Origin of the sequence: Chloroflexus sp. (assembly GCF_049970315.1) — a bacterium.
Lineage (GTDB): Bacteria > Chloroflexota > Chloroflexia > Chloroflexales > Chloroflexaceae > Chloroflexus.
Genome location: NZ_JBMFNE010000022.1, coordinates 41,471 through 63,771, shown reverse-complemented (window position 1 = coordinate 63,771; position 22,301 = coordinate 41,471). Strand labels below are relative to the sequence as shown.

At 54.4% G+C, this 22,301-nt stretch carries 17 protein-coding genes; 10 read left to right on the top strand and 7 right to left on the bottom strand.

What is annotated here, in order from left to right; all coding sequences use genetic code 11:
- Positions 1–119: 119 nt before the first annotated feature.
- The 4 genes from bchH (at position 120) to ACP5OT_RS14030 (ending at position 7,784) form a co-directional block, all read left to right on the top strand.
- Positions 120–3,929 (top strand): magnesium chelatase subunit H, encoded by a 3,810-nt coding sequence (bchH, locus tag ACP5OT_RS14045; protein ID WP_428132474.1) that lies wholly within the window; start codon positions 120–122, stop codon positions 3,927–3,929.
- Positions 3,930–4,138: 209 nt separating this feature from the next.
- Positions 4,139–4,606: a MarR family winged helix-turn-helix transcriptional regulator gene (locus ACP5OT_RS14040; protein WP_322489866.1), complete on the top strand. Its 468-nt coding sequence runs from the start codon at positions 4,139–4,141 to the stop codon at positions 4,604–4,606.
- A 114-nt stretch (positions 4,607–4,720) separates the two neighbouring features.
- The gene (locus ACP5OT_RS14035) at positions 4,721–6,586 is read left to right on the top strand and encodes an MDR family MFS transporter (RefSeq protein WP_424676544.1); all 1,866 of its coding nucleotides are present in this window, start codon (positions 4,721–4,723) and stop codon (positions 6,584–6,586) included.
- 193 nt (positions 6,587–6,779) lie between these two features.
- Entirely contained in the window at positions 6,780–7,784 is a 1,005-nt protein-coding gene (locus ACP5OT_RS14030) for a helix-turn-helix transcriptional regulator (RefSeq protein ID WP_424676545.1), read from the top strand.
- Positions 7,785–7,790: 6 nt separating this feature from the next.
- Here ACP5OT_RS14030 and ACP5OT_RS14025 read toward each other — a convergent pair whose 3' ends face one another.
- The 6 genes from ACP5OT_RS14025 to ACP5OT_RS14000 form a co-directional block, all read right to left on the bottom strand.
- A complete protein-coding gene (locus tag ACP5OT_RS14025; protein ID WP_428132472.1) occupies positions 7,791–8,648 on the bottom strand; it encodes a serine/threonine protein kinase in 858 nt (285 codons plus the stop codon).
- Positions 8,648–9,070, bottom strand: a complete 423-nt coding sequence (locus ACP5OT_RS14020) for a hypothetical protein (protein ID WP_424676547.1) — start codon at positions 9,068–9,070, stop codon at positions 8,648–8,650. The genes ACP5OT_RS14025 and ACP5OT_RS14020 overlap by 1 nt, the downstream gene beginning before the upstream one ends.
- Before the next feature lie 318 nt (positions 9,071–9,388).
- Positions 9,389–10,048 (bottom strand): response regulator transcription factor, encoded by a 660-nt coding sequence (locus ACP5OT_RS14015; protein ID WP_424676548.1) that lies wholly within the window; start codon positions 10,046–10,048, stop codon positions 9,389–9,391.
- Complete coding sequence (locus ACP5OT_RS14010) at positions 10,041–13,520, bottom strand: GAF domain-containing protein (RefSeq protein WP_424676549.1); 3,480 nt, start codon at positions 13,518–13,520, stop codon at positions 10,041–10,043. Before ACP5OT_RS14010 ends, ACP5OT_RS14015 begins: the two co-directional genes overlap by 8 nt.
- 410 nt (positions 13,521–13,930) lie before the next feature.
- Positions 13,931–14,635 carry an RNA methyltransferase gene (locus ACP5OT_RS14005; protein ID WP_424676550.1) on the bottom strand — a complete coding sequence of 235 codons (705 nt, stop codon included), beginning with the start codon at positions 14,633–14,635 and terminating at the stop codon, positions 13,931–13,933.
- Positions 14,636–14,641: 6 nt separating this feature from the next.
- Positions 14,642–16,012, bottom strand: a complete 1,371-nt coding sequence (locus tag ACP5OT_RS14000) for an ATP-binding protein (RefSeq protein ID WP_428112362.1) — start codon at positions 16,010–16,012, stop codon at positions 14,642–14,644.
- Positions 16,013–16,214: 202 nt separating this feature from the next.
- On the opposite strand from ACP5OT_RS14000, the gene ACP5OT_RS13995 reads away from it, so the two are divergent.
- The 5 genes from ACP5OT_RS13995 to ACP5OT_RS13975 all read left to right on the top strand — a co-directional run bounded on the left by ACP5OT_RS13995 (position 16,215) and on the right by ACP5OT_RS13975 (position 20,430).
- Positions 16,215–17,042: a glycosyltransferase 87 family protein gene (locus ACP5OT_RS13995; RefSeq protein ID WP_424676552.1), complete on the top strand. Its 828-nt coding sequence runs from the start codon at positions 16,215–16,217 to the stop codon at positions 17,040–17,042.
- Positions 17,042–17,311, top strand: a complete 270-nt coding sequence (locus ACP5OT_RS13990; RefSeq protein WP_424676553.1) for a hypothetical protein — start codon at positions 17,042–17,044, stop codon at positions 17,309–17,311. Before ACP5OT_RS13995 ends, ACP5OT_RS13990 begins: the two co-directional genes overlap by 1 nt.
- Positions 17,312–17,335: 24 nt before the next feature.
- The gene (locus ACP5OT_RS13985) at positions 17,336–17,941 is read left to right on the top strand and encodes a metal-binding protein (RefSeq protein ID WP_424676554.1); all 606 of its coding nucleotides are present in this window, start codon (positions 17,336–17,338) and stop codon (positions 17,939–17,941) included.
- Between the two features lie 126 nt (positions 17,942–18,067).
- Positions 18,068–18,559, top strand: a complete 492-nt coding sequence (locus tag ACP5OT_RS13980; protein ID WP_424676555.1) for a hypothetical protein — start codon at positions 18,068–18,070, stop codon at positions 18,557–18,559.
- Positions 18,559–20,430 carry a DUF5671 domain-containing protein gene (locus tag ACP5OT_RS13975; RefSeq protein ID WP_424676556.1) on the top strand — a complete coding sequence of 624 codons (1,872 nt, stop codon included), beginning with the start codon at positions 18,559–18,561 and terminating at the stop codon, positions 20,428–20,430. Before ACP5OT_RS13980 ends, ACP5OT_RS13975 begins: the two co-directional genes overlap by 1 nt.
- Positions 20,431–20,492: 62 nt before the next feature.
- On the opposite strand, the gene ACP5OT_RS13970 is transcribed toward ACP5OT_RS13975, so the two are convergent.
- Entirely contained in the window at positions 20,493–21,431 is a 939-nt protein-coding gene (locus ACP5OT_RS13970) for a cation diffusion facilitator family transporter (protein ID WP_424676557.1), read from the bottom strand.
- Positions 21,432–21,672: 241 nt separating this feature from the next.
- Between ACP5OT_RS13970 and ACP5OT_RS13965 the strand changes: the two genes are divergently transcribed.
- The gene (locus tag ACP5OT_RS13965; protein WP_424676558.1) at positions 21,673–22,212 is read left to right on the top strand and encodes a cob(I)yrinic acid a,c-diamide adenosyltransferase; all 540 of its coding nucleotides are present in this window, start codon (positions 21,673–21,675) and stop codon (positions 22,210–22,212) included.
- Positions 22,213–22,301: the final 89 nt, after the last annotated feature.

Below are 22,301 nucleotides of genomic sequence, written 5' to 3'. Positions count from 1 at the left end.
TGCAAAACCTGTGCAAAATTGCACAGGTTTTGTTCTTTTTCTGTTCAGATTGTTTTTTCAGCGGTATGCTTGCATAATATACTCAGGTTATTATCTCTGATAGGAGGAGCGAGAATGCTATGAGCCAGCCGACAGAGTTTGTTATGGTGCTCGGCTTGCAGCGGTATAGCCAGGATTTCTTCCGCCGGGCTGAGGCCGAGGTGCGCAAAGAAATTCCCGACTTTCGCTTGCATATCTTTGAAGATCGTGATGTCACCGCACGACCTGCTGAGGTTGAAGCAGCAATTGCTCGCTGCCAGTGTTTGATCCTCTCGCTCATTACGCTCAACGAAACTGCCGAAGTCCTGATCCCGATGGTGGAACGACACGATCCACCGGTCGTCTTTTCGTTCGAGGGGCTACCGGAAGTGATGCGGCTCAATAAGGTTGGCTCGTACAACTTGAAGGCCGGTAAAGGCATGCCGAAACCGGTGCAGAATGTTGCCCGCTTGCTCGTGGGTGGCCGCGAGGAAGACGCCTTATACGGTTATGTCAAATTACAAAAAATTACCGCAAAGCTGATCAATTTCTTGCCCGGTAAGCGCCTCAACGATTTTCGCAACTGGACCAACGTCAATAACTACTGGACGCACCGCAGTATCGCCAACGCGGCGAATATGTTTAAGCTGATCTTACGTGAGTACAGCGGGATGACCCATCTGCGCGTTGATCCAGTAGTTGAGCTGCCGAATATGGGATTTGCCCATCCCGATGCACCAAAGCTGTTTGCCAGCCCGGCTGAATATGAGCGTTGGGAAAAAGAACGCAACCGTGCCCGCAAAGGGATGCCGGCGCCGCTCGGGACGGTGGCAGTGTTGTCGTTCCGCGCCCATATCCTTTCTGGGGCCGATTACCCCCACAAGATTGTACATGCCCTCGAAGCCGTCGGGCTGCGGGTACTGCCGGTTTTTGTGATGGGGATCGAGAGCCATATCGTGGTACGTGAGTGGCTGAGCCACATGCAGGTCGACCTGATTATCAATACAATGGGTTTTCCGCTGGTTGGTGGCCCCGCCGGTTCGACGAAGGCCGGTTTGACGACCGATGTTGCCCGCGAATTGCTCGGTAAACTCGATGTACCGTATATCGTCGCCCAACCACTGTTTGTCCAAGATGAAGACGATTGGCGCGAGCGCGGTGTGGGGCCATTGCAGAGCACCTTCCTCTATAGCTTGCCCGAAATGGACGGAGCGATTGCGCCGGTAGTGCTCGGTGGGATGCGTGGCAGTACGATCACAACGGTACCAGACCGTCTCGAACGGCTGGCCCGCATCGCGCGTGGCCTTGTCCGTCTGCGTAAGAAGGCCAACCGCGATAAAAAGGTGGCGATTATCGTCTATAACTATCCGCCCGGTCAAGGTAAAGTAGCCACCGCAGCCCTACTTGATGTGCCGGCCAGCCTGATCGCGATTCTCGACCGGTTGGCCGCCGAGGGGTATCAGGTTGGTCGTTATCCACGCGATCCGGAGACGTTCGCCCGCTGCCTCGAGGGTTTGGTGAGCGATCAGCCACTCCCACCCGGCCATCCGCCGGTGGTGATGGGGGTGAGCGCCGATCTACAGGATTTCTACCGCTGGCTGCGGCCCGCCGATCAAGAGCGGATCAATGCCCGTTGGGGCGCCTTCCCCGGCGATATTGCCCCGTTGGGGCGCGATAAGGTGCGCTTGGCCGGTACCCAGATCGGTAATGTCTTTATCGGTGTGCAGCCGGTGATCGGGATGCCCGGCGATCCAATGCGGTTGCTATTCGATAAGGAAAATACACCGCACCATCAGTATGCGCTCTTCTATCGCTATCTCAGTGAGGGTTTTGGTGCCGACGCGATCATCCATCTCGGCATGCACGGTACCGCCGAGTGGATGCCCGGTTTGCAACTCGGTCTCACCGATCGCTGCTGGCCTGATGTATTGCTCGGCGAGGTGCCTAACTTCTACGTCTATCCGATCAATAACCCGGCTGAAGCCAATATCGCCAAGCGGCGCGGCTACAGCACAATTATCGGTCATGCGATCCCACCCTACGGTCGGGCCGGTCTTTACCGTGAATTGCAGGCGTTGCAAGACTTGCTCGCCGAGTATCGTGAGCGACCGGCGTCGGTTGCCGATGATGATCAAAGCCCTGAGGCAATCGCGATTATGCAGAAGATTGCGCTGCTCAATCTTGACCACGACCTGGTGCGCCGGCCCGATGAGCCGTTTAGTCGGTTTGTATCACGTGCCTATGCCTACCTGCGCGATCTGGCAGCGACGATGATTACCGACCGGTTACACGTGCTGGGTAGCGCCCCACCACCCGAAGAGCAATTGACCCTGATTGTCGAGACGCTCAAAGTGCCGCGCGGCGAGTTGCCCGGTCTCGCCGATCTGTTCCTTACTGCACGTCATGCCACGGTGCGCTACGGTGAGTTGCTGAATCGGGCGCGACAGGGTGATGCGGAAGCCTTGGCTCTGCGCGACGAGATTGAAGAGCGGTGCGCCGATTTTGTCCGCCAGACCGTCTTTGGGCATCTGTCGCCCGAACAGGCTGCACACCGGTTTGGCTTGCCTGCCGGCAACGAGGTGCAGGGACTAATCCAGCACGGGCGGGCATTGCTAGCAGCGTTACGCGATAATACGCAAGAACTCGACTATCTCGTCCGTGGCTTGGCCGGACGCTATATTCCGGCAGCCCCTGGCGGTGACATTATCCGCGATGGGGTGACGGTATTACCCACCGGACGCAATATCCATAGCCTCGATCCCTTCCGTATCCCATCGGATAGCGCCTACGAACGCGGAGTGCGGATCGCTGAGGCGTTGATTGTGGCGCATCAGGCTGAAACCGGTCAATACCCAGAGACGATTGCGCAGGTGTTGTGGGGACTTGACGCGATCAAGACCAAGGGCGAATCGATTGGCATTGTCCTCGGTCTGATCGGTGCTCGCCCGATCAAAGATGGGCAAGGCAAGGTAGGTCGCTACGCGCTCATCCCGCTAGCCGAGTTAGGGCGCCCGCGCGTGGATGTGTTGATGACTGCCTCCGGTATTTTCCGCGACATCTTCGCCGGTACGATGGATATGCTCGACCGATTGGTACGAGAAGCGGCGGCAGCCGATGAGCCGGTTGAGATGAACTACATCCGCAAGCACGTGCAAGAGATAATGGCTGCCGGCAAGAGCTTTGATCAGGCGACGGCTCGTATCTTCACGCAGGCAGCCGGTACCTATGGCACTGATGTCGATGAGGCGATTGAGGGCAGTGCGTGGGAGCAGCGTGAAGAGCTAGAGGAGCTGTTCATCAAGCGTAACGCATATGCCTTTGGCGGTCGTCAGAATGGTGAAGCGCAACCTGAAGTCTTGCGTGCCCTCCTCGGCACAGTCAGTCGTGTCGCCCAAGAGATTGACAGTGTAGAGTATGGCTTAACCGACATGCAGCACTACTATGGCTATTCGGGCGCGTTGAAGGCGGCAGCCGAGCGAGCCACCGGTCAGCGCGTGCCACTCAACTTCGTCGAGAGCTTTACTGCCGAAACCAAGCTGCAAACGCTTGAGCAGACGTTGCGGGTGGAGTATCGTACCAAGTTCCTTAACCCGAAGTGGTACGAAGGGATGTTGCGCCACGGCCACAACGGCGCCGCCGAGATTGCCAGCCGCTTCACCTATATGCTTGGCTGGAGTGCCACAACCGACGCGGTTGACAAGTGGGTCTACGACGAAGCGGCCAAGACCTTCGTGCTCGACGATGCCATGCGCACCCGGATCGAGCAGCTCAATCCGGCGGCGGCGCGCAATATGGTAGGCCGCCTGCTCGAAGCCAACGCGCGCGGGATCTGGCAGACCGATGAGGAGACTCTGGAGCGGTTGCGCGAGTTGCACGCCGATCTCGAAGACCGCCTCGAGGGAGTGGCATAACGTTAGACGAGAGTAGACCAATGGGTACGATAGCGGTACGGCGGTCCTGTACCGCTACCGTTGTTTTTTGTTGTGACGAGATGCGCGCTTCGCTTGCCGGTACTGTCTGAACCGCGGTAACTTGTTTGGTATTTCCCTCTTGACAATAGCGCGTGATTATCGTATCCTTCAAATAGTTTGATAGTACAAACTATTTGAAAGGACTAACTATGTTTCATATCCTCGATCCACCCTATACCCCAGAACGGGTGGCGGAACTTTTTAATCTCGTGCATAGCGAGCTGATGGGGCAGAGCATGGATACCCTCTTGCAATTTTTGCAGCGCACCAATCTCTCGATGCCGCGTCTCGTCTCGCTGATGCATATTCAACGCCAACAGAAAGCCACGATCTCATCACTGAGTGAACATCTCAATCTCACCCTGGCTACGACTAGCCAGATGATCGATCAGCTCGTACAAGAAGGATTAGTGGAACGATATGAAGCACCGCACGACCGTCGGCAGAAACTGGTTTCGCTCACACCACTGGGTGAAGCAGTAGCAGCCGAGGCCCGTCAGATCCGCTTGAACGAGGCGAGTCGTCATCTCAGTCGCTTACCGCCAGACGTGCTCGAGCAGTTGGGGCAAGCGCTCAGTGCGGCTTGCCGTGAGTGGCAGCTCGTGCCAAAGCCATAACGGACGGTAACGGCAGTCTTCGTTTTCTGCTGCGTCGCTCTGGCTAGAGCGGCGCCCGACCTTCGTTTGTCTGAAAACAGGCACATTCTAGGACGTACAGAGGAAACACATCGTATGACTACTACAACATCACCGGCTTCCACGACGGTAACACGAATCGATTACGCAGTCACTCTCGATCAGCGCAGCAAGCTGATCATCTTGATCGGTGTCTTGCTCGGTCTGTTTCTTTCGGCACTTGATCAGACCATTGTCTCAACGGCGCTACCCCGCATTGTCGCCGATTTGCAGGGGATTGACCTAATCGGTTGGATTTCAACTAGTTATCTGCTCGCCTCAACGGCCATGGTGCCGATCTACGGTAAGCTATCAGACATCTACGGACGCAAATATGTTCTGTTGTTTGGGATCGTGGTCTTCTTGCTTGGCTCACTGCTGTGCGGGCTGGCCGGTAACATGACCCAACTGGTCTTCTATCGCGGTCTCCAAGGCTTTGGCGCCGCAGCCCTAACCTCGACCGCGTTCGCCATTCCCGCCGACCTCTTCGCACCGGCGGAACGGGCACGCTATGTGGGTCTCTTCGGTGCCGTGTTTGCGCTCTCAAGTGTCCTCGGCCCGTTCATCGGTGGGCTGCTAACCGACAACCTGAGCTGGCACTGGGTCTTTTTCGTCAACTTGCCCTTGGGCGTTATTGCACTCGGCTTTATTATCGCCAAGTTGCCACGGCTGCACAGCGGTCTCAAACCGGCGATTGACTACGCCGGTGCAATGATGCTATTGATCACTGTGGTTCCCTTCTTGCTGGCTTTAACTCTCGACAAGACCGATTACCCATGGACTTCACCGCTCGTTCTCGGTTTGTTGGCGATCAGTATCCTCGGTTTGATCTTCTTCATTCTGATCGAACAACGTGCCGAATCGCCGATCCTGCCGCTCCATCTCTTCCGTATTCCGACCTTCACCCTCACCGCGCTGATCGGTATGACTGTGGGTGCTACGCTGTTTTCGGCCATCTTTTTCCTATCACTATATATGGTGAACGTCTTGGGCGTCAGTGCGACTGCTGCCGGTACTACGCTCTTGCCGCTTACCCTGAGTATGGTCGTAGGCTCACTGGTCTCCTCACAGATCGTCCAGCGTACCGGTCGCTACAAACCGGTCATTGTGGCCGGTTTCATCATCATGAGCGGTGCTCTGTGGTGGTTAACGACCCTAACACCCGACGCCTCGGTGTGGATGGTGCGGCTGCGGATGGTGATCTTGGGTCTAGGCTTAAGCCCGGCCTTGCCGATGCTTAATCTGGCCATGCAGAATGCGGTACCGCGCGCCGACATGGGCGCGGCGACGGCTAGCCGGCAATTCTTCCAGCAGCTCGGCCAGGTGGTCGGTTCGGCGGTCTTTGGTGCGCTACTTACCGGCGTACTGACAACAACCCTCACCGCGAATCTGGCTCCGATTCAGGCTCAGTTGCCGCCGGAAATGGCTGCCCGCTTCGACAGCAGCACGCTACGCAACGGTATGGGCACCGGTGAGGGGGCAAGTGGCGAAACGGTTGATCCGGCGGTGCGGATCGAGCAGGCGATTGCCGAGCAGTTTGCGTCGCGTCGTGATTTGCTGACCCGCGCCTTGCGTGATGCCGATCCGGCGGCGATCGAGGCCCTGCGCGCTGATCCGCAAATCCCTGATCAGCAGAAGGCGATGCTAGATATGATCGGAAGTTTGCCGGCAACTGCCCGCGCGCAGGCGCTCGACCGGGTATTGGCCCAACTCGACCAAGCTGAGCAGACGGCGCGCGCTGAGGGGCGGGCAATCGGCGAGCAGATTGGCGCGGCGCTCAAAGATGCCTTTACCAAGAGTGTGACGACGATCTACTGGTACGCGCTTTGGCTGGCGGTGATCGGCTTGGTGCTGGCGCTGTTCATTCCCGAATTACCGCTCAAGAAGAGTTATAGCGAAGATTTACCGCCATTGATGGAGTAGCCTGTCGCCGATACGGTTACAGAGTAGAGTACGGTTAGGAAAAGGGGGATGGCATTACCATCCCCCTTCACGATTGCCGGACGACCGATGTTCACATCGGTAAGGATCGTCTGGTGTGATCCCTCCATAGTACGAACAAGTCATGTATAATGCCCAACAAACGTTCGCTTCTGACCAACGATGAGGTGGGATTGTGGTGAAACCGCGTTCGCGCCGTGGTCGCGGCCAGAAACGGAGTTCGGCCTTGACTGTGCAGCGCCGGTTATGGTTGGTGAGTCGCTTTGTCCGTAGCCCGGCAACGCCGGCTGAACTCATTGCCGATGCACGCCGTGCTTTTGGCGAATCGATCTATCCACCAAATGCACTGGTTGCCCTTCGTCACGACTTCAACGCTTTGCGCAACGAGTTTCTGTGCGTAATTGTCCGCCAACCCAACGGTAGCTATGCACTGACCGATTTTGGGCGCTTGACCCTCCTCAATATCCCTGACGACGAGTTTGAGGCGCTGGCGTTTCTCGTCTCTTTTTTCAGTGAGGAAAGCTGGCCAAACAGCCACCAAATCCGTTCATTACTTGAACATATCATCGCACTGTTGCCACCTGAGCGACGTCAAAACCTTAACCGGCAGCACAACATTGAGATTGAACTCCCGCAGAGCAGTACGAGTATCGATCCGAAACTGCTGAACCGGCTGCAACGCAATGTGCGTCGGCATGCCATGCGGTTTCTCTACCGGTCAAATTTTAGCAACGAACCGGAAGAGCATCGGGTAGCTCCGGCCCGTCTGTTCTTGCGCGATGGGCATACTTACCTCGAAGCCTATTGCTACAGCTCACCCCATCAGGCCACGATAGGCCGCTATATTCCGTATCGAGTTGATCGGATCATTCCCGAATCGCTCCATATCGAGCGGCGGGTATTACCTCCTGAACTCCCACCGCGTCGGATGTGGACGATCCGTTATCGGTTATCTCCGCGAGTGGCGCGGAACCGTGATATTGCGCTCTGGTTCCCCAATAGCGAGGTTACCTATTATCCCGACGGTAGTGCCGAGGTGACGGCGCAGACCGGCGATCTCTGGCAGGCCGAACAGATTCTTCTTCGCTATCGGGAGCATTGCCGTGTCCTCGAACCACCTGAACTCGTTGAAATGATCCGGCAGACTATCGAACGAATGCGTACCTTGCACGAAGCATGATTATGTCTAGTAAAGAAAAAAGGCGAGATAGAAGAGCGCGATAATCAATGTACTCACGATAACCAACACCATCAACCAGCACGACAACGTTCGATACGCTGCCTGTACCTGTTGTAAGTGCTCTACCATCACCAACTCAGCGATGAGATCGTCCAATTGCACGTTACGCTCGTCTATGAGCGGTCGTTGCATGTGCATAATAAGACGCTGCGTGGTGGGCGGTAGTGTCTCTACCTCCAGTAACTCCGCTAAGATCAGCCCAAGCGCGAATAGGTCACTTCGTTCGTCGAGCGGTCTGCCGACGATCTGCTCGGGTGGTGTGAACAAAGGGCGACCCATGTCGCGCAAATACGGGACCTGTTCGTAGAAATAACGACTGAGTCCGAAATCAACCAGTACGACAGCACCGTCTCGCCGAACGATGATATTTTGGGGGTGCAGATCGCCGTGTACGATCCTGTGGGCGTGTAAGATGCGCACTGTTCGGCACAATTCATACGCAATCGTTATAGCATCCGATGGGCGACCGGCAGCAAGGATTTCGGCCAACGTTTGGCCGGGAATATAGCTTTGTACGTAATAGTAATATCCTTTCACACTACGGCCATGGGTAATATAGCGCGGAAAATACGGCCACCCATCGTCACTGCCCCGAATATCTTGCAAGGCCAGCACCATCTTGATCTCGTGCAGGAAGGCACGAACGGCTTCGGGCCAATGCAAGCCTCGCCTCGTCGGAGCGAGAACCTTGATGACTACAGGCTGATCGGTCAGATGGTCATACGCTAAATACAGAACACTCTGCGCAGTACGGGCTAAGGGACGAGCGATCACAAATCGCGCTCGCTCCTGAAGGTACTTCATCACGACACCTCCAGTTTCGCACATAACGCGCGAAACGGGGTCAGTCCACTGAAGACCAACGTTTCATCTCCGATATGCAGCTCAAGCGTCCCACTATCGGTCAACACATCTAACAGTGTGCGATAGATCCGATATTCCCTGACAAAGGCACGTTTGATGATGCGGCGTTGACCAATGGGGACGCCTTCATCGACAACGATCAGATATGGGGTAATCACAAGAGTGAAGCGTGCCGCGTGAATGATCAGCCCAATCAACCACAGCAAGGGCACAAAGCTGATAATGGTGAGGATATCGGCGTGTATTGCCATGCCAAGGCTCAGCAACGAGCCGTTGAGGGCAGCAAGGCCCACAGAGAGTGGCAGGCGGTAGAAAATATGACGACGGAACGATATCGGGGGATTCTGGCGTGTGGGCGTCATCGTCCTCCTCCTTCACTGATGGGTCATCTCACCGGCTAAACCGGCACGGTTGATCGGTGTTCCGCCGAAGCCTGCCTAAAGCTTTCACTATGGCATTCTACCCCCTTTCTTAAGTATTTTTTTACTTTTCACCGCTGGGTTTATTACTTATTAATATACGTAGCAGCGCTGCGTTTGTCTCTAACCAAAAGTGTCATTTCAACCAGAACCTTGATAACCAAACGGATCATTAAACAAAAGATAAATAAAAAACGGTACGAGTACGTACCGTTTCAAGCGTAAGGTTATGGTGGAGAAATCGTTGCAACCTACCTCTACTCACTCTGTTTCAGGTGACCAACTGCTCCCTTTCGGCAAAATACCAAGATCGTAGGCTCGCGCAACTGCGTGAGCACGGTTACGCACCTGAAGTTTGTCGAAGATCGCACGTGAATCGCGCTTCACCACACCCACACCCCAGCGGAGATATTCGGCAATCTCCGACTCGGTCAGACCTTGAGCCATCAATGTGAGGATTTGTCGCTCACGCTCGGTCAACGGCTCATACGTTCGCTGCCGACTAGGCGATCGTGCTATTTCGATGGCGCGTAGCACGCAGTCTTCTAATTCCTCAAAATTATTTAACCGTTCTTTCTGTAATGCGATGTCGGCTCCATACTGCCGGGCAGACTCGATCAATTCCGAGTAGGCTGTCATCGCGATCACTGCCACTTCAGGAAACTTGGTTTTGATGTCTTTGATTGCACGGAGTCCAAGCTCATTATGCTGATGAGTACTAATACCCCCACGATCTTCACGCCAATTTATATCGATAAAAATAACATCAGGTTTAAGTGATTGCACGATACTTATCACGTGGTTTACCGTTAACACTTCACCAACCACCGTAAAATTGGGTATTTCGGTGAGCATCTCACGCAAACCTTTGACAAACGGACGAATATCATCGGCAATTATGATTCGTACAGGTTTATGCATATATTTCTCCTTTTGCCAATCGCCCTTGCACACAGACCCGTACCCCACCACTGATGCGTGGTTCAATTGTCGCTACTGCACCAATGCGCTTAGCCCGATCACAAATACTTCTCAAACCGTAGGACTCCTCACGATTAACCGGAGTTGCCACAAATCCTTTGCCGTCATCTTCGATAATAAACGTGAATTCCTGTTGTTCAACATTGAAACTAATCCGGATATTTCCTGACTTTCGTTCACGAAATCCGGCATGTTTTGCAATATTCGCTAGAGCTTCTTGAAAAATACGAAAAAGGGCATACGTCACATCAGCAGGTATATTGATTTGCGGACATGACTCAATATGAATTGAAACATGATCACCAATCCTTTCTCGTACCAGTTCCAAGTGTTCATTCAATAGTTCTATAAAAGGTTTCTCTAGTTTTGACAAGCCCCGTAAGTCATCCTGGATATTACGTAATTCTTGATACACATAATTGGCTGCTCGATTAAGATTGAGGATTCGCTGGCGATATGGTATAAGCGCATCATCACGCTCGAATTGTTTTTGTAAGATCGTACTCGGAAAAATAATGGTGCCTTGAACAAGGTTCAGCAAATCATGCACATCAATACCTAGACTCTCGCGTGTAATCCGACGCATATTAATAATCGCAAATCCATTAAGCACCTGTTGACCAAACAATATAAGGAATGCGTCACTAGTTTCAGGAAAATTGTCATCACCACTGCTGATGGTGCGATTTTCCAACACAATAACCAAGTTCAATCCATCCTGAGACTGAATACTTCCGGCTAGCAGTGAACGGCCACGAGCTGTTGGCAGATGGATCAGATTATCGCCGGTCAGGCCGTGCCTGGCATAGAACGTACTCAGTTCCTCACCACATAGTCTGATAATTCGGTCACCGGCGGCTACCGTCTCAGCGATTTGTCGGTAGTACGGGTCGTCGTCTAGCATCTCATCTTGTGAAGAAGCAGCGATATCAAACAGACCGGTCGCTCGCCGATGGAGAAAGATCACACAGTGTTCACAGTCAAACAGCCTGGTGGCGAGCTGAGCATACGATCTAAGGAGTTGCTGTTCAGTTGGTATTTCGAGTAGTTTGGTACTATGAATGAGCAAATCGTGTAATTGGGTTTGCCGCAATTGGAGAGTTTCAACGAGCCTGGCATTATCGATTGCCGATGCAGCTGCATTGGCGATCAATTGCCCGATCACCAAATCACCGGATCGGTAAAATGATGGAATACCACTCTTCAGTGCGATGAGACCAATACATTGGTTACGGTATAACAGCGGCAAATACAGCGCGCTGTGGATTGTCTCTGAATAGTAATGTGCGGCTTGAACAACAAACTGAGGAAACTCTTGCGCTAAATCGTAGACAATGAGCGGCTGCTGCTGACGAATAACCCGACTGTGCGGTAGGGATTCATCGTCCGTCGCAAACCAAAGGGTATGCACGATATCGCGGTTGGTAAAACCATCACATTCCACAATCTGCAAAGCACTGTTGCTCAACAACTGAATTGAAGCAGCATCGTAGCCGATCAATTGGTGTAAGGCGGTGAGGACATTCCGATATACTTGCGGCAATCCCTCACTGACCTCCTGGCCGATCTTTTGAATATGACGGTGCAAGCATTCCGATTGTTCATTACGCCAGATCACGGCTGCCGCAAGCCGCGCGTGGGTAGCCAGCATCTCAAATCGTTTACGCTCTTCGGCGGTAAAGGTACGTGGTTGTGGATAATCGATCGTAAGAATACCACTTATCCCAAGATAACCGATGAGCGGTGCAACCATTAAAGCACCAATTGGTCGATCGCGCTGAATAAAATCGGCATCCTGTTGAGTGTCTTCAACATACTGGATTGTTGCTTCACGGATTGCCCGTGCATTAACTCCACTGAGCTTGCTCGGTGGTGAACCGTAGTCGAACCCGCGCCGGTGGCAAGCTGCTTCAAACTGTAAGGTTTGACTAAAACGGTCGAATCGTCGGATTTCACACTTACTCGCGTCGGAAAAAGCATTCAATGCCTCTTTAACAATCGTTTCAAAGACTTCGCGGCCCTGTGTGCTAGCAGCATAGATCCGGTAAAAACGACTAATTTCATCAAGTTGTCGCTGCTGTTCGAGGTAAAACTCGCGATATTCTAACGCTTGCGCCAGTCGTTCGCAGATGAGGTTAAGATCGGTTTCGTGGAAACGTTGAAAACCGTCGTCATCCGGTTTCCCATCTTGATCCAAGTGGTTGACTAAACGGAGAACGCCGATAATACGCTGACGCCCATTGATCGGCGCTGCAATCAAGTGTCGTACCTGACGGCTTGGCAAAGCCTGTTGATAGTGTTCATGGTATTTTGGGTAGATCACCGAAGTTTCAGTGAGCGAATGGGAGATGCTCGCCGACTCCAACTCGCCGAGATTATTGACAACAATCGTGCATCCTCGTTGCGAGTCGGCCATGCTGATGAGGGTTAGACCGGTAATGCCTTGTCCCGGTTCGTAATACTCGGTAAAAGGTAACGGTGGACCGCTGCAAATGTCGCGCTGTAGCCGACCATCGACAAGCCAAAAGATCGCCGCCGTTTCAGCCCTAAAGTCCTGACGTATCGAATCGAGGAATCGACTAAGCGCGTTACGATAGCTCTGTTCATTACCCTCGACAATCGCATGGAGCAGATGTTCATACAGATCGAGCCGGATCGCATTGGCCGGTTTGAGAAAGAGCAATAGCAACTGACCATCGGCAATGGCTCGTGACTCGACACTGAAAGGCACTTTGCGGTTGTTGGGTAGACGCAAGTTTTGCCGGCTTATGGACTGTTGTGGATGTTGACAGACCAAACAGTTGGCATGTTCACAACGAAGATACTGATCGCATCTCTGCGCTGGCGACCACGACCCAAATTGTTGCACCAACGAACTGTTGACGAAGACAAGGCGGCGTTGTTGATCGATGACACAGATTCCACTTGGATACTGATCAAGAATTTGCGCTATTTCAGTCTTTTGATCGACTAAAGCGCTGGGATTGATTGAGAGGCGTCGCAAGACGTATAACACAAGTGTGCCAAATGTCGTAATGATTAACGGCACGCCAGCATCGAGGAGGCGAGACGAAGAAAGAAAACCGACGAGCGTTGCCATCACAATGGCAGCACTAATAACTATTGTTCTCTTATTATCTGTCAGAAAACGAATTGCACTGACAATTGGAACAAGGTACAGAATCCATAATACATTATTGGCGCTGTTTAAACAGAGGATTGCCAAACTGATGAGCAGTAATTCAATCAGATTTTGTAAAAACTTGACACTTTGTTCTCGCCATTTTCTCGGTTGAAGCATGCCCAACATCGCAGTAGCGACTTGAAAGCTTCCCAAGGCGATAATGGTTAACCAACCATTACCCAGTTGTTGGGAAGGTATCTCGTCCGCTCGGTACCAAGCCCAAGCCATCAGCAATAGTAAGCTACCGAACCGCAAGCACCAGACCAAAAGTAGTGCGCCACGTTCATGACCGAACCACGATTGCAAGCGATGATAGGAGCTTTGAATTTTAGATTTGGAGCGAGAATTGAATATACGCGAATCTGTCTCAAAACTCATATGTATACTTCTCCTCGGACTGGATGGTGTACTGGCATGATACTATCCGCACGAGGGGAAACAAAGATCTAAAAGGTTTAATTTTTGGTAGTTCTGTGTACTACTTCGATGTCTCACACCTGCACACCTGCCTAGTTGATGCGATAGATGGAATGCGGGATCGTAGCTGTTCCACTTCCCAAGGGCTTGAGTTTTAGCATTTCGACACCCTATGCGCCTACTACCGCCGTTGTTAGCCATTCCCGGCTAGAGGCCAACGCTCAACGTCGCACGGCTGCTCGTAAGAGCGCGGTCAGAACGGCTGCGTCTCGTTGACTAAGACCGGCGCGGTTGATGATAGCGCGCAACCGCTGGCGAAGAGCAATCCCGTTACCACTTTTGACAAAATGGGTGACGGTGATCAGTTCATCGAGGACGGTAAAGAAGCGATCATAATCCGCCAGATCGGCGGGTGGTTCGGCTGGTAGGGGTGGTGGTGATGGTGGTGTGACTTGTTGGAGTTCATAAAGGACGAGTAAGACGGCTTGAGCAAGATTCAGCGTCGGATAAGCTGGATTAACCGGGAGGCCAATGATCTCGTGGCAGCGGCTCAACTCCTCTCGACTCAAACCATTATCTTCGGGGCCAAAGAGAAGCGCCACCGGCCCGGCGACCATTGCCCGTCGGCGTAGTTCAACTGCCCACTGCCGCACATCATTACGCCAAGGGAGATTGAGGTGGGGACGCTCACTCGTACCGACGAGGTAACGGATGTCAGCCGTAGCATCGGTCAGGTCGGGGTGGATAGTCAGCCTCGCAAGCACCGGATCGGGCCGGTGAGCTACTGTTGCGATGAGGCCAGGGTCGAACGGTGGTGGTTCGACAAGACGCAGCCGATAAAAACCGGTGTTGAGCATCGCCCGTACTACCGTGCCGATGTTACGCGGATCGTGCGGACGATGGAGAATAACAACAATTTCATCCATCGGTTGCTACTTGAGAATATAGTATGTTGCCCGCTTATCACCTACTTTGAGCAGAAGCCCACGGTTCACAAGATCAGACAGGTCACGGCGGATTGTTTCGGGACTAACATCGGGATGCATCTCTTGTAAATCGCGATTAGTGATCCGTTGCTGTTCAACAACAAAGAGGAGTGCATCGATTTGTCGATCATTGAGACCCATTCGTCGCCACGCCGTCGTATCAATACCACCGGGCAACTCTTCAGCGATTGGCTGTCCCGGCAAAATAACCAAAAAACCGGCAGCGGTCTCACGGAAAGTAGCCGGTGGTAAGCCGGCAGCAGCCAGGTGGCGCAGCATACGGTCGATCCCATAGCCGAGACGTTCAACCAGACCGAGATCGGCGAGGACTTGCACGATGGCCGGGTTGCGCGAGAAGCGTTCGGCACGAATATTATCAAGGGTGACGTGACCGGGCAGACGACCGGGTGAATAGACTTCGAGCCGGTCGCTGAAGAGGGTGATACGAATTCCTTCGCCACGAGCTGCATAATCGCGATGGGCAACTGCATTGACCAATACTTCGCGCACGGCCGCCGGTGGGAATTGCGTCCAGTCTTCGCGTTCAAGGCCGATCATCCGCGAACCTTTGCGCATATGATCGTTCAGCCAGCGTTCGGCACGACGGATAGCGTCAGGCAATGGCGCGCAGATATCGGCACGCTCGAAGACATCGTCCGGCTCACGACCGCGGTAGCGCACGAGGGTAATTTCGGCTTGGGGAAATCGAACAGCCACATCCCGCCCAAAGAGCAAGAGACCAGCATTCGTCGGCTGATTATCGATGAGGCAGCCACGACGGGTTAGCAGAGTCATTGGGTCGTCGCCAGCAGGTGGACCGACTCGGCGAGCGTAGGAGGTGATAAGGTCAGGATCGAGTTCAGCGAAGGAGGCGCCGGGTGGCACCTGCCGTTCCCAACCCAGTTCTGCCCGCTCGCTAAACAGGCGGTGGAGTGCTGTCGGTGACAATGGTTGGTTGCTGGCCCCTTCGCGGCGTAAATAGCGGCCATTAACAGCATAGACGTAAGGTAAGCCGGCCGGTACTTCCACTGCCAAGAGGGTCATTCCTTGATAGGAGACGACCTGCGGTAAGGGAATGATCAGCGGTGGTGTGCATGAAAGTGCGGCCGTAAGTGCGAGTTCGGTTGCGGTAGCCGGGTCGCGGAGCGATGCGAGCTGCCCCTCTCGTCCACCACCGATCATCAGTACACCACCGTGAGCATTGGCCAAAGCAGCCAATGTCTCGGCGATTTCCTCAGGACGCTGGCGCTCATTTGCAAAGGCAAGGCGCAAATGTGCCGCTTGGTCGGGTAGTTCCGCGAGAGGGATAGATTCCATGCAAACCTCCGCCACAGAGCGAACACCTGTGCTATTATAGCATTACTTGGCAGGTACGGCGCAGCTTGTTACGTAGCCGATGCGCTCGTGCAGTATAGTATTAGGATAATGTGGACGGATCGCATCCTCGCAATGATGTATAGCGTTGATGGGACAACGTCTGCTTATCGGCTGGTATACCCAGTTAGACTGAGGAGTAGCAATGTCGCAAATTGGGCGCGTGATGGGTGTTGGAGCGGCGCTTGTCATCATGATTGCCGCACTTTCGTTTATTCCACTGCCAATTCCAGCCGTGACCGATTTTCTCACCCTTGGGCTGACGCGAGGCATCGGTCTCTACGACTATGACGCGCAATTAGGATTAGCGCGGCAACTCTTCGGGCCAGTCATCGACACTGTCAAATATCCTCACTACGTGTATCCGCCATGGTTTGCGTACAGCGTCTTCTTTCTCGGCTGGCTACCACCTGAGCATGCTGCGCGCATGTGGTTTTGGATCAATTTGATCATGCTGGCTGGTAGCGTTATTCTGATCACGTTACCGTGGTCAACCAAATGGCGGATGGTAGCGTTGAGCGTAATGATCGTATCGCCAACGGTGATTAGTCTGGTCACTGTTGGCCAGTTCACTGTGCCGATCTTGCTAGGGATTGCTATTGTCATCTACGCGGCCTCGCGCCAATCGGCCAGTTTATTTGTGATCGGGATGCTGTTGATGACCTTCAAGCCGCATGTCGGTGTACTACCATTTGTAGCTGCAGGCGGCTGGCTCGTTATCCAGCGCCGGCCATGGCAATGGCGGGCGCTGGCCGGGGTGACAGCGGCGATCCTCGACTTACTGGCTGGAGTAACGTTGGCTTATCCGCAGTGGCTGAACGATTATCTAGCTATGTTAGCGATATTTCGCAGTCTGCCCGATTTCGGTGTGTATCCGAATTGTTCGGGCGGATCGATTATGGCCGTGCATTTGTTGTTTGGTGCTCCCGTCATCTCAACTGCGCTTTATGCCGGGGGTTGCTCTTTGCTCTGATGGAAGCCGGCTGGTTTTTGTGGGCAACGTCGCTCTCATTCAACATTGAGCTCGGCTTATACTGGGCAATGCTGGTAGCAATTCTCGCCATTCCCTATTTTAACAACTACGATCACGTCTGTTCACTCTTCCCCTTCCTATGGCAACAAGCAAGCACCGGCTTGAGTAATTGCAAGAACGCCAAATCTTCGCTGTTGACCTTGTCGGACAAGCCTGCATCCTTTTTATTCTTATGGCGCTTCGGCTGTGGCACGGCCAGCGTGCCGTGAGACCATTGACTCAATCGTAAACCTATGCCATCCGCTCGCGCTCATGATCTCATCACAGTACTCAGTGGCGCAGCCGTCACCCCGCTGGCGTATTATGCCTGTTTGGAATTCACGCCGATTGCACCAGACACAGCCCTCGCCTGTAGTCTCTGGCTCGGCGGTGCCCATCTGCTATCGGGGATCATGTTCTCGCCCGACCTCGACATTGACTCGGCGATTGACAACCGCTGGGGGATCTTTTTCTGGATCTGGAGGCCTTACATGTGGCTCATCCCGCATCGCGGCTTTTGGAGCCACAGTCTCGTCATTTCGCCACTATTGCGGCTCGGCTATTTTGCAGCGGTCGTGTACGGGTTGGTGTTTGCCGTCGTCTGGGGGCTGGGGCAACTCGGCATGACGACGCCAGCCTACCATCGCGAATGGGCAGCGTGGGTGCAAGAATTGATACGAGCGCATTCTACTGAGACGTGGGCTTTCGTCATCGGGTTCTGCACCGGCAGCGCCGCACACACGATCGCCGACTGGTTGGTGACGAACGGCAATGGGTTGTTGGGAAGCCATGGCCGGCGATTACGGCAGCGTTATCGCGACCACGATCGGTGGCAGCCACGCCACAAGCGGCGACGGTGAACTTTTCGGATGTTCAATACGTCTTACCTAAGATAGGAAAAAGAGCGTGAGGAATTGCGCCGTGTGTAATATTGTGGCGCAGATAGCGTTACCATCTTGCTGGTGATAAAGAAAGGGATCATCCTTATGCGCATTCAATCGGGCGACCGCTTCTTATGGAGTATTGTCGGTGGTGCCGTGGTCTTGGCGATTATCGCCGTTGTGGTGGTGTTTGCGCGCGCCGCACCGGAATATCGAGCCGGTAACGGCCCGGAAGATGTGGCGTTCAATTACATATTGGCAGTGCAACGGGGCGATTACGATCGCGCTTATAGCTATCTCTCGCCAATGTTGCCCGGCTATCCGCGCAGTGCGCAAGCCATGCGCGAGCAATTGCAGCGCTTCGGTGTTTCTGATAGCGATACGAGCTACGCGATCATCAATACCGAGATCAACGGTAATCAGGCCACAGTAACGGTACGAGAGACGAACGTTTATCGTGGCGGTCTGTTTGGCGGCTCGCAATCAAGCAGCACCTTTACGATGGAATTGGAGCAAACGGCTGCTGGCTGGCAACTGACCAGCAGTTCCGGCTGGCGGATCTGGATGTGGTGCTGGGAGCAGAAGGAGGGCTGCTGATGGCAGTAGTACGGCGATGGTATCTCTACATCAGTGCCACGATCGGGTTGCAAGGATTTGCATGGTCGCTGATCTGGCTGCTGCACGGCGTCTTGGTCGCATCTATCCGGCCATCAATCAGCGCAACCGCGTTCCAACTAGCGGCGCTCGTGCTCTGTTTGCCGCTCTGGTTGATCCACTGGCTATGGAGTGAGCGTCTAGCACGGCGCGATCAAGCCGAGCGCGCGTCAGCAGTACGCAAGCTTTACTTGTATGGCAATCTAGCGGCGTTTTTGATCCCGTTGACCGGCAGTGTCTATGAGTTGCTCGATACCGTATTCGCATTGCTGAGCGGTGCGCGCCGCACCGATCCGCAAGCGCAAATCTGGTACGGTGTGATTGCCTCGTTGGTGTTAGGTGCACTGTTTGCCTATCACAGCGTCGTGGCGCGCAATGATGCCCATCAAGCGCCGCTAGCTGGCGCAGGGGCGCTGGTGCGGCGGGTTTACCTGCTCTTTGCCGCTGGGGTCGGTTTGGTGATCTGGGTGAATGGCGTCATGGATCTCATCCGGCTCATTTTCAGCTCAGCGAGCGGCACCGCCGTCGTCCAACTCCTTATCAGCGCCATGCTGAACGTGTTTATCGGTGTCATTGTCTGGCTAGGCCATTGGTGGCGGGCGCAGCGTCTCTTTGCCAGCGCCGATGAAGACGAGCGAAGTTCGGCGTTCCGCAAGTTCTACCTCTATCTGGTGATTGTCGTCGCAACCATCACCGCCGTGACGAACGCCACCTTCTTGCTGGCTGGGGTGTTCCGCGGCCTGTTGGGTCTGAGGGTCGAAGGCAACCTCATCGACGTAATGGCGCCGATGGTCGTCTCGGCGGTGGTTGCGCTCTACCACGCTTCCGTCATCCAAACCGACGCGGCGGCGATTGCTGAAGGGCCGCGGCAGGCGGGGGTGCGGCGGCTGGCGTGGTATTTGGTTGCTGCGATCGGCCAAGTGGCCACGCTGGTCGGGATTGGCGGCCTGCTCAGCGTCATTATTCGCGGGTTTGCCGGCGCTGATGCGATCGCCGATCTGCGCGAACCGTTAGCGTGGTTTGGGGCGACTCTGGTCGCAGGCTTAACAATCTGGGCAATATGCTGGCGGCAGATACAACGTGCGGCCACCACGACCGGCGAAACCGGCGTTGCCGAACGTAGCTCGCTGGTACGGCGGATCTACCTCTTTGGCTTTTTGTTCGTCGCGTCGCTCACCCTGCTCTCGGCTTTGATCTACATGCTCTTCCGTTTGATTAGCATTGCGTTGGGTGAGCCATTCAGCGGCAACTTGTTGGCCGATCTGGCGCAAGCGATTGCGTTTGGCCTGATAGCGGCAGGGGTATTGATTACGCATGGGTTCGCATTGCGCGCTGACACCCGGATGCGCGAAGCGGCTGAATTGAGCCGGCAAGCGCAGGTGCGGGTAGCGGTGGTGGCTGAGGGCGAATTAGCTGAGCAGATCGCTGGCGTGTTACGCCAACAGTTTCCGCAACTGGCGCTTACGATTGTGGGTGGCGCGCCCGATGCCGATGCGCAACTGACCAGCGCCGATCTCATTGTCGGCACGTGGCAGCCAACTAGCGATCCGAACCGGCTCAATCGCTACCCAGCGCGCAAGTTGCTCGTTCCAGTAGCCAACACCAATTGGGCTTGGGTTGGGATAGAGCCAGCAACTATGGCGAATATTCCGGCCCAGCTTGCGCAAGCCGTGCGGCAAACGCTGGCCGGCGAACCGTTACGCCCACAGCGTGGAGTTGGGGCAGGGGCGATTGTGGGGGCGATCGTCGCAATCGTGATCGTGGTCTTTATCATCGTGGGGATGGTACAGGTGGCGTTGTTTACGTTCACGTAACGACTGATCACCAAGACATCGTGGGAGACATGGGCCGCATCCCAGTGCGGCCCACCAAGGGGTTAACGAGCAACCGGATCGACATGCTCCGCTTCATCCGCCCGATCGAGCGCAATATCGGCCAGCGCCACCGGATCGTTGCGCGGTTCGAGGTGGGTGAAGACGGTGCTGTTGGGTACCGCGGCCCGCACCGCAGCCTCAACCTGTTCGGCCATCGCGTGCGCCTGCTGGATGCTCCATGTGTCGGGCACGAGCAGGTGAAACGAGATAAAGCGGCGCGCGCCGGATTGGCGAGTGCGCAAGGCGTGATAATCACAGCCATAATCACCGAGATCGGCGAGCGCGTTCTGAATAGCCGCTAGCTCATCATCGGACAGCGCGGTATCCATCAAGCCCAACACCGCTCGCCGTACCAGTTGCACTCCGGTGAAGGTGATGTTTGCCGCTACTGCCAAGGCAATCAGCGGGTCGAGGATATACCAGCCGGTCAGCGTAACTAGCCCAACCCCAGCTACCACCGCCAACGATGTCCAGACGTCGGTCAGCAGATGCTGACCATCGGCTTCGAGCGTGAGCGAATCGTAGCGCTTTCCCGCCCTCAGTAGGATCATTGCCACTGCACCGTTGAGCAGCGTGGCAATTCCGGCCACAACCAATCCGGTTACCGTATGATCGAGAGGCTGCGGTGCAAACAAGCGCATCATTGCCGTCCAGCCAATCCCGATAGCGGCAATAATGATTAAAACCCCTTCAATTGCGCCGGCAAAATATTCGGCTTTGTCATGACCGTAGGTGTGATCGCGATCGGCAGGACGAGCCGCAATGGTCAGCATCCACAACGCCATCAATGCGGCGGCCAGATTTACCAACGATTCGACGGCATCGGCCAGCATACCGATAGAGTCGGTTAACAGATAGGCGATTAGTTTGAGGATAATTGTTACGACCGCCGCCCCAATCGATAACCATGCGTAGCGAGTAAGGGTTTGACGTTCGTTCACAGGTTTGCTCCGCTGTCACATTGCGCTCGTCTATTGGCACGCACGTGCGTTGCCCAATCATGCTCAAGATAGTCTGAAAGTGGTGGTTTTGGCAAGATCGCAGCCAATTCTTCGGAGGGGTCGAGATGGGATTTTGTAATACCAAAAATTGGCTGGGTTCTCGTGTATACTACGATAGTAACATTGCTCAACAGGTCAAGTGTCGTTTAGGTGTTATTGCCTGCTAGATGTGAGTAACGGTATGAAAATCTACACCCGCACCGGCGATACCGGTGAAACCGGTCTCTTTGGTGGCCCACGAGTACGCAAAGACGTACTGCGGGTCGAGGCATATGGAACCGCCGACGAATGCAACTCGGCGATTGGCGTGGCGCGAGCAGCCGGCCCCGAGCCGACGCTCGATGCAGTATTAGCAGAGGTACAAAATCAGCTTTTCGTTGTCGGCGCCGATCTGGCCTCACCCAACGACTCACCGTACATTCCACGGGTTTCCGCGGCAATGACGGCCTTTCTCGAAGCGCAGATTGATGCGATGGAGACGGAACTCGCACCGCTCCAGCAGTTTATTCTGCCCGGGGGGACAATTGTAGCAGCGTATCTGCATTTGGCACGCACCATTTGCCGTCGCGCAGAACGAGTAGTTGTTTCACTTGCCGCCGAAGAGGCAATCAATCCAGAGTTGCTCCCCTACCTCAATCGCCTGTCGGATTTCTTATTTGTTGCCGCACGCATCGCCAACGCACGGGCGGGTGTCGATGATGTTCCGTGGCGAAAGCCATGAGCACGCCGTAGCAATACACATAGCATAGGGGTGCAGTAGCGCTGTGTCGCTGCACCCCTATCGTATCCGCGAAACCTACGACCGCAACG